Annotated in this window: 6 protein-coding genes; all 6 read right to left on the bottom strand. The window is 72.0% G+C overall.

The features are described from left to right. Positions 1–251 precede the first annotated feature (251 nt). The 6 genes from HDA43_RS02580 to pulA all read right to left on the bottom strand — a co-directional run bounded on the left by HDA43_RS02580 (position 252) and on the right by pulA (position 11,471). Positions 252–437, bottom strand: a complete 186-nt coding sequence (locus HDA43_RS02580; protein ID WP_179818120.1) for a CsbD family protein — start codon at positions 435–437, stop codon at positions 252–254. A 277-nt stretch (positions 438–714) separates the two neighbouring features. After that, a complete protein-coding gene (locus tag HDA43_RS02575) occupies positions 715–1,404 on the bottom strand; it encodes a dienelactone hydrolase family protein (protein ID WP_312872924.1) in 690 nt (229 codons plus the stop codon). 57 nt (positions 1,405–1,461) lie between these two features. After that, positions 1,462–2,151, bottom strand: coding sequence for a phosphoribosyltransferase (locus HDA43_RS02570; RefSeq protein WP_312872923.1), 690 nt, complete (start codon positions 2,149–2,151; stop codon positions 1,462–1,464). A gap of 325 nt (positions 2,152–2,476) precedes the next feature. Next, on the bottom strand, positions 2,477–3,421 hold the full coding sequence (locus tag HDA43_RS02565; protein WP_179818119.1) for a DUF2382 domain-containing protein: 945 nt from the start codon (positions 3,419–3,421) through the stop codon (positions 2,477–2,479). Between the two features lie 308 nt (positions 3,422–3,729). After that, positions 3,730–5,451, bottom strand: a complete 1,722-nt coding sequence (locus HDA43_RS02560) for a carbohydrate-binding module family 20 domain-containing protein (RefSeq protein WP_179818118.1) — start codon at positions 5,449–5,451, stop codon at positions 3,730–3,732. Between the two features lie 101 nt (positions 5,452–5,552). Then, positions 5,553–11,471, bottom strand: a complete 5,919-nt coding sequence (gene pulA, locus HDA43_RS02555) for a pullulanase-type alpha-1,6-glucosidase (RefSeq protein ID WP_179818117.1) — start codon at positions 11,469–11,471, stop codon at positions 5,553–5,555. Between the last annotated feature and the right edge of the window lie 321 nt (positions 11,472–11,792).

The following is an 11,792-nucleotide window of genomic DNA, read 5'->3' as shown; positions in this document are numbered from 1 at the left end:
TGCTCGCCGAACCTAGCCACGAGGGTGGCCGCTCAGGGGTGCCCGAGCTGAACGCCCAGGGTCACCCGCCTTAACTTTCCGGACGCCCGGCCCGCGGGTGACCGCGGAGCTCCCGGAGCCGTGGGGGCGGAGAGTCGCGGAGGCGCCGGACGCCCGGCCCGCGGTCGCCGTGACGCGCGGGCGCCGCGGGCGGCGTCCATCGCCGCCCGCGGCGCCGGTGACCGGAAACCGCGGTCGCAGGAAGGCCCGGACTATTCGGCGAACCTGCCGCGCGCGTCGTCCGCGGCCTTCTTGGCCTTGTCCTTGGCCTTGCCGGCGGCCTCCTTGGCCTTGCCCTTGGCGTGCTCCGCGCGGCCCCGGTCGGCCATCTCGTCGTCGTTCACCGCCTCACCGGCGTTCTCCCTGGCCTTGCCCTTGATCTGGTCGAAGTTCGTCATCGTGGGTCCCCCCGTAGTCAACGACCAATTCGTCACCAGCTCTCATAGCCGCGCGAGTGCAGAACCAACCGCTATTTCGATCACTTTAAGTTACTAATCACTGACAGGGAGTGATGAATTACGGCGGACTGTCAGATCTTGGCATCCACACGGGTTCCGGGTCCCTCAACCGCCACCCCGGCACGAACGTGGGACGCGGCCCCTGTTCGGCTCGGTGCTTCCGGCACGGATCCCGGATCGCACGGTCACTCCGGCGCGGGCCCCGGACTGCGCACGGTCACTCCGGCGCGTCGTCCTCCGGGTTCCGCCCCCGCGGCAGGTGGCCCATGAACCACCCCCGGGCCAGGGAGGCCACCTGCTCCAGCGCGCCGGGCTCCTCGAACAGGTGAGTGGCCCCCGGCACGATCTCCAGCCGCGTCTCGCCCGGCAGCAGTTCCATCGCCTCCTGGTTGAGCCTGGCGACGATCGGGTCGCGTTCCCCGACGATGAGCAGGGTGGGCTGGTGGACCGACCGCAGCGAGTCGCCGGCCAGGTCCGGCCGCCCGCCGCGGGAGACGACCGCCTTCACCGCGGGCCGTGCGGCGGCGGCGACGAGCGCGGCGGCCGCGCCCGTGCTGGCGCCGAAGAGACCGACGTCGAGGCCGGCGGTGGGCTTGTGCCGGGCCAGCCAGCCGGTCAGACCGGCCAGCCGTACGGCGAGCCGCCCGATGTCGAAGCGGAACTCGCCGGTTCCCAGGTCGATCCGCTCCTCCTGCGGTGTGAGGAGGTCGGCGAGGACCGTCGCCAGACCGGCTCTCTGCAGCTCGCTCGCCACGTAGCGGTTGCGTGGGCTGTGACGGCTGCTGCCGCTGCCGTGCGCGAACAGCACCATGCCGTACGCCGGGTGCGGCACCGCGACGTCGGCCTCCAGCACGACGTCGGCGGTCGGGATCTCCAGGCGTTCAAGGTTCATCCGGACGGCGTTCACGATGCACCTCCTCCACCCCGCGGGGCGCCGTGCCCGCGGACTTCCGCTCGGCGCGGACTAGCTGGCCGTCGCCGGCCGGGACCGGATCGCCGAGCGCAGGAGGCTCCGCACCTCCTCGTCCGTCGTCTGGGCGAAGTCCCGGTAGGACTGCCCGACGGCGGTGAAGTACGGGGGCGTGACGGCGCACACCAGCTCGTCGGTCAGGCGGGCGAAGTCGTGGTAGGCCGACTCGGGCGCGGTCGGGACGGCGACGACGGTCCGGGCCGGCCGGTGGCGGCGGAGCGCCTGGAGGGCGGCGCGCATGCTCGCCCCCGTGGCCAGGCCGTCGTCCACGACGATGACGGTCTTGCCGTCGAGGTCCAGCGCGGGCCGCCCCTGCCGGTACGTCTCCTCCCGCCGGATCAGCTCCTGGCACTCCCGGTCGGTCGCCGCCCGGATGGCCCACTGCGAGATCCCCAGCCGCCCGATGATGTCCTCGTTGAGCACGATGGCGCCGCCGCTGGCGATGGCGCCCATGGCGAGCTCCTCGCGGCCCGGGACGCCCAGCTTGCGCACCAGGAAGACGTCCAGCGGGGCGCTGAGAGCCGTGGCGATCTCGTACGCCACCGGGACGCCGCCGCGCGGCAGCCCCAGCACGACGACGTCGGGTCTGCCGCGGTAGTGCTCCAGGAGGCGCGCGAGGACCCGGCCGGCCTCCCGCCGGTCCTGGAACATGTCGTCCGGTTCGGTGAACAGGTCATCTGACACGGCCGCCACCCCCTGATCGGCGTAGTCCGCCCTGCTCCGTAACGAATATGCCCAAACCATGACAAATGAGTTCGGAATGCGGCGGACGTGGCCCGGGTTTTACCCACCCCGATCCTCGCCTTTGCGCTCCCCGCCGGCCCACCCCGATCCCCGCCTTTGCGCTCCCCGCCGACCCCGTCCGGCCGACGGCCCGGCCTTCCGCGTCCGGCGCCCGGCCTGACGGTGGCTCCCGGCCGGGGGACGCCGGTAGGCGGATACCGGGGCCGGGAACGGCGCGGGCCCGTACGGCGGTGCCGTACGGGCCCGGATCCGGCCGGTGGACCGATCAGAGGGTCCGGCCGCGGCCGATGCCGCGGGCGTCGCCCTCGGCCTCGATGCGCTCCTTGCGGACGTCTTCGGAGATGGTCTCCTCGTCGGTGACGCGGTCCTTGGACATGCGGACCCGCTCGACCGGGACGGTCCGCTTCTCGACCGTCGGCCGCTCCTCGCGCAGGATGACCTCGTGCTCGGACTCGGTGATCTCCGGGCCGCCGAGGGCGTCGTCGATGTTGGAGTCGGTGATCGGCTCGCGCTCGACGCGGACCTCCTCGCGGGTGACCGGTACGGTGATCTGCTCCTGGTCGGTGACCACGTACTTGTGCAGCCGGGCCCGGCCCGCCTCGTGGCTCTCGGTGCCGACGTCCAGCCGCTCCTCCGAGCGGGTCATCGCGTCGTCACCGGTGTGGCCGGTGTGGCCGGTGTGGCCCACGCCGTGGTGGTCCGTCCGCCCGTGCTCCCGCAGGCCGCCGGTGCGGCCGAGGCCGTCGTGGTCCGTGCCGCCGGTGTGGATCCCGTGCTCGCCGTCCAGGCCGGCGGTGCGGCCCATGCGCTCGCGCTCCCGCAGGCCGCCGGTGTGCGCCCAGCCCGCCTCACCGGTCTCGCCGGTCCGGTTGGCCTCCTGCCAGGAGCCTTCCCAGTCGATGTCGTAGTAGCGGTAGAGCTCGCGCTCCTCCTCGGCGGACATGTGGCCGCCGGACTCGACGTCGATGTTGGGGGCGTCCTTGATGCGGTCCTTGTCAAGGGCCACCTCGATGTGGTCGCCCACCACGTTGGCCGTCTGAACCGGGACGAAGGTCTCGTTCATGCCGAACAGCCCGGTCCGCACGCAGAGCCAGGCGGGTCGGCCGGTGGCGTCGTCGACGTAGACGTGCTCCACCTTGCCGACCTTTTCGCCATTGCTGTCGTAAACAGGCTGGTTAAGGACGGTCTGAAGCTGGTCATGGGTAATCATGCTTTTTCCCCTCCTTTGTCCCTCTTTGGCGTGTTGCAGCATTGACGTACCACCTGATCCGTAAGAGAAACAGGATCGCCGGAATTGATCCGTTCGTACCGTGCCACGCGTCTCCGGTGAAGGTCGCTCAGGGGCAGGTCGAGGCGGACGGGAAACGGAACCGCCGGCCTGGAAAAATTTTCCGGGCCGGCGGTCGCGTACGGGCGCATCGACCCCGCCACGCGGCCGGCGCCGGGCCCGGCGGGTACGGCGGGCGAGCCGGGTGCGCCCGCCGTACGGCCGGCGGCGGGCGCGGCGGACGCCTGCGGTCAGCGCCACGTCTCGTTACGGGTCACGGCGCCGCCGGAGGGCGTGGTGAAGGAGCGGTTGGGGTCGCTCTCCCAGGTCACCGACCCGTCGGGGTTCTTCTTGATGTACTTGTAGGAGATCGTCCGCCCGGCGGGCAGGCCGACCGTGCCCCGCCAGACGGGGTAGGCCGCCGACGACAGCGCCACCGCGTTCGCCGGGTTCCAGCCGCCGAGCTCGGGCACGTCGCCCACGACGAACACGTTCTGCCCCCAGTACGTCGTGGCGTTCACCGCGAAGGTGGTGGCGACCGTGTCCGGCGAGGGGGAGTCCGTGGGGGTGGGCCGGGGGCCGCCGGCGTGGACGGCGACCGCGCCCCTCGCCGGGACGGTCACCGTGGCGGTGCCGTTCGCCGCGACCGTCACCGTGCCGCTCCCGGCGTCGTCGGCGTAGGTGCCGGCGGGCAGGCCGGTGGTGAAGGTCCGGGTGACGGAGCCGCCCTCGTTGTTGATCGCGACCCAGCCCTTGCCGCCGCGGCTGAAGGCGATCACGTTGTCGCCGTTGTCGTACCAGTTGCCGACGGAGGTGCCCGCGACGGCCCGGTTGAAGCCGACCATGCCGCTCATCCGCCGGTGGAAGCAGGTCCACCGGCCGTTCCCGCAGTCGGCGTCGGTGACGAACCCGCCGTTCGCCGACGGGGGACCGGCCTCCTTGTCACCCCAGGTGAAGCCGGAGTAGACGCTCGGCGTGCCGTACGGCCAGGCCAGCATGAAGACGTTGGCCAGCTTGTAGGCGTCGCCGTACTTGTAGTTGAGAGTGGAGCCGTTGCGCTCGGTGTCGTGGTTGTCGACGAAGACCACGGCCTTGTCGCTCGGCACCGACAGGCCCCAGCTCTGCCCGAAGGTCGAAAGCCACTTGATCTGGCCGGTGAACTGCTCCTTCAGCTTGCGGCCGTACACGAACTCGTGCACGTCGCCGACCCCGGTGTAGTGGCTCGGCTTGACCGCCTCGTTCGGGCCCTCGATGACCTCGTGGTGGAGGTAGGGCGAGCCCTTCAGCCTCGACCTGATCGCCGACAGGTCGCCGGGGTCGATGTGCTTGGCGGCGTCGACGCGGAAGCCGTCCACGCCGAGGTCGGTCAGCCTGTTGAGGTAGCCGGCGATCTGGTCGCGGACGTGGTCGGAGCCGGTGTCGAGGTCGGACAGGCCGACCAGCTCGCAGTTCCGCACCCGCCAGGCGTCGTTCACGTAGTCGGAGTCGTTGATCGTGCAGGCGGGGGAGTGGAAGTCGGCGGGGGAGTACAGCCCGGGGTAGTCGTACTTGCCGAAGCCGTAGCCGCCGTAGCTTCTGCTGCCCTGGCCGGTCATATGGTTGATGACCACGTCGGCGTGGACCTTGACGCCCGCGGAGTGGCAGGCGTTCACCATGTTCCTGAACGCGTTCTCGTCGCCGAACTTGCTGTTGAGCGTGTAGCGGGCGGGCTGGTAGACGTCCCACCAGACGGAGCCGCCCTTGCTCATCGAGTCGCCGGGCGGGGAGACCTGGACGGCGGCGTACCCGGCGGGGCCGAGCACGTCGGTGCACTCCCGGGCGACCGAGTTCCAGTTCCAGTTCCACAGGTTGACGATCGGGCCGGGGGTGGGCGGCGACGCCTGGGCGGGCGCGGCGGTCGTGACGGGGAGCGCGACGGCGGCGCTCGCCAGGACGGTCGCCGCCACGGTCAGGACGGCTTTGTAGGATCTCACGGGGGCCTCCAGGTGGATGGACGGATTCCCTTGGCCGGGCCGGGTGTTGCAGCACCCGGCCCGGGTCTTTCCCTCCGGGGCCGCGGGGCCCCGGGAGGCTCTCAGCCGCGCGGCCGGACGAAGACGGCGACCGTGCGGGCCGGTACCGTCAGCGTGCCGGTGGCGGAGTCGAAGGCCGACGTCTTCACGACGGCGTCGGTCCCGTCCGCCTGGACGGGGTGGAGGGTCACCGCGGCGCCCTTGAGCGCGGCCACGGTCTGCGACCGCTTCTCGGGCGTGGCGTTGAACACGACGGTGAGCGAGTCCCACCTCGGGTCGATCCCCGAGGCGTCCAGGTGCATGGTCACCACACCCGGCGTCTCGGCGGCGCCGCTCAGCGGGAAGGTCAGCCGCTTCTGCACCTCGGCGGCCGAGCCGAGGGTGAAGGCGGGGGAGGAGGAGCGGATCCTCAGCAGCTCGCCGTACAGGTTCCGCGCCGAGGTGATCGCCGCGCAGTCCGGCTTCAGCGCCGGGTCGGCCAGCAGCGGCCGGGCGTAGGGCCACTTGTCCTCGTTGTCCGCCCTGGGCGGCAGGCCCGCGCCGAAGCCGTTGCCCGCCGAGCAGTCCCACAGCAGCCGGTTGAACCAGTCGCCGGAGTCGAAGGAGTTGCGGTCCAGCGACTTCGAGCGCAGCCGCTCGGTTCCGGCGTGGACGAACGAGGTGCCCTGCCCGAGGACGGCGGTGGCCAGCGACAGCGACTGCATGCGCACCCGGTCGGTCATCGGGGTGGCCTGCGGCAGCTTGTAGGCCAGCGCGTCGAACAGCGTCTCGTTGTCGTGGGCGTCGACGTAGGTGACGGCCTCGCCCGGCGCGGCGGTGTAGCCGGCCGCCGATCCGTTGTAGTCCACCTCCGATCCCTTGACCCGCCTGCCGTGCGAGTCGGTGAAGGCGTAGTCGCGCAGGTTGCCGGTCAGGCCAACCTTGATCAGGTCCTGGTAGCCCAGCAGGCGGGCCCGCTGCTGCTCGGCGGTGCCGTTGGCGGGCGAGCCGTTGGGCGCGCCGGCCAGGCCGGAGCCGAAGCCCTGGATCCGGGGGTCGGCGTCGAACGGCGTGCCGCCGCGCACCGCGTCGCGCAGCCGGTCGTTGAAGGTGCCGATCCCGGTGCCGGCCATGTTGGCCTGGGTGGCCTGCTCGAAGCGGGCGTCGTCGGCGACCTCGCCGAAGTTCCAGCCCTCGCCGTACAGGATGATCGACTTGCCGTCCACCCCGTCCTTCTCCGGGGTGAGCGCGTCGAGGGCCTTGCGGACCGCGACGATGTTCGCCTTCGGGTGGTGGCCCATCAGGTCGAAGCGGAAGCCGTCCACCTTGTACTGCTTCGCCCAGGTGACGATGGAGTCGACGACGAGCCTGCCCATCATCGCGTGCTCGGGGGCGGTGTTGGCGCAGCAGGTGGACGTGGCCACCGCGCCGTCGTCGAGCAGCCGGTGGTAGTAGCCGGGCACGACGCGGTCGAGCACCGAGGTCGGGTCCTGGCCGGCGGCGTGGGTGTGGTTGTAGACGACGTCCATGACCACCCGCAGGCCGGCCCTGTTGAGGCCCTGCACCATGCCGCGGAACTCCTTGATCCGGGCGGTGCCGTCCGGGTCGGAGGCGTAGGAGCCCTCGGGCACGGTGTAGTGCCGCGGGTCGTAGCCCCAGTTGAAGGCGTCCTTGGCGGCGGTCTTTCCGACGCACTCCTGCTGCCGGTCGGAGTCGGCGGGCAGCGCGGCCAGGTCGCAGTCCGGCTCGGCGCGGTCGGCCTTCCTCTCCGGGACGGTCGCGATGTCGAAGACCGGCAGCAGGTGGACGTGGGTCAGGCCGTCCCCGGCCAGCTTGCGCAGCTCCCGCATCCCGGCGTAGTCGCCGGTGAACGCCGCGTAGGTGCCGCGCCGGTCGGCGGGGACGGTGGTGTCGGAGGCGGAGAAGTCGCGCACGTGCAGTTCGTAGATCGACGCCCTGGCCTGCGGGACGGCCTCCGGCTTGACCAGGGACGCCCAGCCGTCGGGCCGCAGCGACCGGTCGCCGAGGTCGACGAGCTGGCTGCGGACGGAGTCGGCGGCCAGCGACAGGCTGTAGGGGTCGGTCACCTCGTTGGTGACGACCTTCCCCGCGGCGGGGGAGTAGACCGTGACCAGGAAGGTGTAGTAGCGGCCCTTCCAGGCGGCCGCGCCCCGCACCGACCAGACGCCGGTGGCGTCGTCGCGGCGCATCGGATGTACGGCGCGCTCACCGCCGGACGGGTCGCGGTAGAGCGCGAGCTCGACCTTGCGCGCGGTCGGCGCCCAGACCGACAGCCGGGGCGCGCCGTCCCAGACCGGGCCCAGCTCGGCGCCGGCCGCCTTGGCGTAGACGTCGTCGAGCACGCCGGGCAGCTGCACGCCGGTGGCGGCCAGCAGCGCGCCGGAGGCGTCCCGCTCGACGGCCACGACCTGCCCGCGCAGCGCCTCGGCGACCAGACCGGCGTCGCGCGGGTCCACGGTGAGGGCGGCGTACTCGGAAAGGTGCGGCCACCTGGCCTTCTGCGCGTCGGTGAGGACGCCGGGGACCAGCCGGATGATCCGGAGGTCGCCGGTGAGGTCGCCGTCGGCGTAGGCGATGTCGCCCTTGGCGGAGAAGACCAGCGAGTGGTGCGAGGCGTCGGACGGCCGCACCTTCCAGGCGACCGTGCCGCGGTCGATCCACTGGGCGGCGGCCTTGGTCAGGTCGGCGTCGGCGCCGTGGGCGGCGGGTTGCGGCAGCAGGTTCCCCTCGACGCCGGCGACCCGCCAGACCTCGCCCCCGGTGGCGGCCAGGTCGAGCGACTGGTCGGCGGGCAGGTCCTTGTCGTCGCCGTTGTGGATGATGTAGCTCACGTTCTTCGCCCCCTCTTTCAGGGGGATCCGGTAATGGAGCCCGAACGCGTCCCGGCCCTCGGGCTGGAGCGGGGCGGCCCACTCGGTGGGTGTCGCCACGTCACCCCACAGGTGCAGTCCCCAGCCGTCGTATTTCCCGTCCGGCCGGTGGTAATGCACGATCGCGACGTTCTCGGCCGCGGCCCGGGTCGGGTGGACCTCCGTCCTCCCCGAGACGACGTACGCCTCGGGCTGCGCGGCCGGGGTGAACGTCTGGTCGGGCCCGGGGTCCTTGACGTCGCCCTTGTGGACGATGTGGTTCAGCGGGGCGGCGGCGTCCTTCAGCGGGACCTTCCAGAACGCGCCGTAGGAGTCGACGCCGTCCGGCGGGCGAGGGGAGGCCCAGTCGGTGCCGGCGCCGTCGGCCAGGCCGTCGCCCCACAGGTGCAGTCCCCAGCCGTCGTAGTCCTTGTCGGGCCGCGCGTAGTGGACGGTGGCGTAGCCCTGGGCCTGCGCGCGGGAGGTGTAGGTCTCGGCCCTGCCGGACGCCACCCAGACCTCGCCGGTCCTGGCGGGGTTGACGACGCGGTCGCCGCCGTCCTTCTCGTCGCCCTTGTGGACGATGATCCCGACGTCGGTCGCGCCGGGTCTGAGTTTGACCCAGGCGAACCTGCCGTAGGAGTCCTCACCGGTCAGCGGGAGCGGGGATGCCCACTCGGTGGGCCGCTCCACGTCGCCCCAGACGTGCAGGCCCCAGCCGTCGTAGTCGCCGGCGTCTTTCGCGTCCGGGCGCTGGTAGTGCACGACCAGCCAGTCACGGGTGACCGCGCCCGGGTCCTGCGGGGCGGGCTCGGCGCCGACCGCGGCGGACGCGGTGGCCGAGGCGAGGCGGCCCGCGGAGTCCTTCACGATCGCCCGGTAGGTGATCTTCGTGCCGGCCGGGATCCCGCGCAGGTCGTGGAAGACCCGGAAGGTACGGCCGGCGGCCGTGGCGTTGGGCGCGTCGTCGGTGCCGAGCACCCTCCAGCCGCCGTCGCCGACCCTGGCGGCGAACGTCACCTGGTCGAAGCCGTTTCCGGGCACGGTGGCGGTGACCGGGATCCGGCCGTCCTCGGCGGTGCCCCTGATCTCGGCGCCGGGCAGGGCGATCGAGACGGCCGGGGCGGTGGCGGGGGCGGCGAGCGCCCCGCGCGCCCTGTACACGACGGCCGACAGCGCCGGCACGGTCAGCGGCAGCTTCGCGTCGGCGCCCGAGGTCAGGTCGGCGGGGCCCTCGCCGTACACCTTGGTGAAGGCCATGCCGGGGGAGAACGTCGGCACGGCGGCGGCGCCGGCCCGCTCGGCGTTGTTGACCGCCACGACGTACTCGACCCGGTCGCGGGCGCCGATCCGGGAGAAGGCGTAGACGCCTCCGGCGGCCAGGCGCTCGATCTGGGCGCCGTCGGCCAGGGCCGGGTTGTCCTGGCGCAGCTTCGCCAGGGCGGAGATGCCCCGGTACAGCGGGTGGCCGGGGACGAAGTTGTCCTGGGCGTGGGTGGCCGCGGTGCCGATCAGGTCGTCGTCGAGGTAGTCGCCGACCTTGGAGGCGAACATCGTCTGGCGGGCGTCCTTGTCACCGCCGCTCCCGCCGAAACCCTGTTCGTCGCCGTAGTAGACGACCGGCTGGCCGCGGGTGAGGTACATCAGCTCGTGGGCCAGCAGGTCGCGGCGGAGCAGCTCGGCGTCGTCCGCGCCGGGGTTGTCCTGGGCGAGGAAACGGCCGATGCGGCCCATGTCGTGGTTGCCGAGGAAGGTCGGCAGCGAGGAGGCGTCGCCGTCGGCGTCGGTGTGGTGGTCGTCGTCGGCGTACAGCCTCGCCAGCCGGGCGGCGTCCGCGGTGCCGCCGCTGAAGGACCGGGCGGCCTCCTGGAACGGGAAGTCCAGGGTGGCGTCCAGCCCGCCGCGGGTGGAGTAGCGGCTGGTGAAGGCGGGGTCGCCGGAGTAGACCTCGCCGAACATGAAGAACCGCTTGTCGCCCCGCTTCGCCGCGTAGTCGTGCAGGGCGGGGGAGAAGCGCTCCCAGAACTCCATGTCGACGTGCTTGGCGGTGTCGATGCGGAACCCGTCGATGCCGGTCTCGCGGACCCACGTCTTGTAGATGTCGGCCATGCCCCTGACGACCTCGGGCCGTTCGGTCCACAGGTCGTCGAGGCCGGAGAAGTCGCCGTACTCGGAGCTCTCGCCGCTGAAGGTGGAGTCGCCCCGGTTGTGGTACATCGTCGGGTCGTTCAGCCAGGCGGGGGTCTTGGCGTTCTTCGGCGCGACCGGCGTGTAGGGGAAGGAGTCGGCGGTCACCTCGGGGAAGGTGTCCTTGCCGGCGTAGGCGCGGTCGTCGAACGGCACGCCGCGGGCGTCGACGTAGGGGTAGGCGCCCTTGGAGCGGTAGGAGTAGGTCTTCTCCTTATAGTCGATCACGTCGGCGGTGTGGTTGGTGATGATGTCGAAGAAGACCTTCATCCCCCGCCGGTGCGCCTCGCGCACGAGCTGCTTCATCTCGGCGTTCGTCCCCAGGTGGGGGTCGATCCGAGTGAAGTCGGTGATCCAGTAGCCGTGGTAGCCGGCCGAGGCGTTCGCGCCGGCGCCCTGGACGGGCCGGTTGCGGAACGCCGGGGTGATCCAGATCGCGGTGCTGCCGAGGTTCTTGACGTAGTCGAGCCGGTCGATCAGGCCCTTGAGGTCCCCGCCCTGGTAGAACCCCTTGTCGGTGGGGTCGAAGCCGGTGGCGAGCCGGTCGCCGGACAGGCCGCCGCGGTTGTTGCCGGGGTCGCCGTCGGCGAACCGGTCGGTCATCGCGAAGTAGAACCGCTCGCGGGTGAGCTTGGTGCGCGCGGCGTCCCGGGCGAGGTTCCTGTCGGCGGGCTCGGCCGTACGGCTCAGCGCGGAGACCACGGGCGGCACGGAGGCGGCGGGCGCGGCACCGGACGCGGCGGAGGCGGTGGAGGCGGCGGGAGCGGGTGATGCGGTGGAGGCGGCGGTGGCGGGCGGTGCGGAGACGGGGCTCGCCGCCGGGAGAGAGGTGGGGGACGACGCGTGGGCGGGGGCGGCGAGGGGCGGCACGAGCAGCGCCGCCGCGATGACTGCCGCGGTGAGCGGTCCCGTCCTCGCGCGCCGTGGGGGGAGCGGCCGGACCACCGGTGGCCTCCACGGTTGTTTTGGGGGTGTTGCCCGGAAGTTACTCATTGGACATGATCTATGCAATCCCTTGCGGAAACTTTCTGCACGGTTCCGTCCGGCATCCCGTCCGGGACGCGGAACGCCCGTCCCCGCCAGGTCTCCCGGGCTCCCGGGGACGGGTCGGCGGCCCGCCTCCGGCTCGCTCCGGGCCAGGTCAGAGGCGGGAGAAGGTAACGAAATGGTTGCCTACGCCGGGTTTGTAACAAGTTTGCAGACTCTTGCAGCAAGTTCTTCCAAAGGAGTTCACGTCGGCGTAACGTCCGGCGTACTCCAAACCCG

The sequence above is a fragment of the Streptosporangium sandarakinum genome (assembly GCF_013409935.1).
Lineage (GTDB): Bacteria > Actinomycetota > Actinomycetes > Streptosporangiales > Streptosporangiaceae > Streptosporangium > Streptosporangium nondiastaticum.
This window is presented reverse-complemented; position numbering and strand designations above follow the sequence as displayed.

What these genes read in the sequence shown, in the direction of transcription:
- HDA43_RS02580 (WP_179818120.1), bottom strand. Translation starts at nt 437, where the DNA reads ATGACGAACTTCGACCAGATCAAGGGCAAGGCCAGGGAGAACGCCGGT.
- HDA43_RS02565 (WP_179818119.1), bottom strand. Translation starts at nt 3,421, where the DNA reads ATGATTACCCATGACCAGCTTCAGACCGTCCTTAACCAGCCTGTTTAC.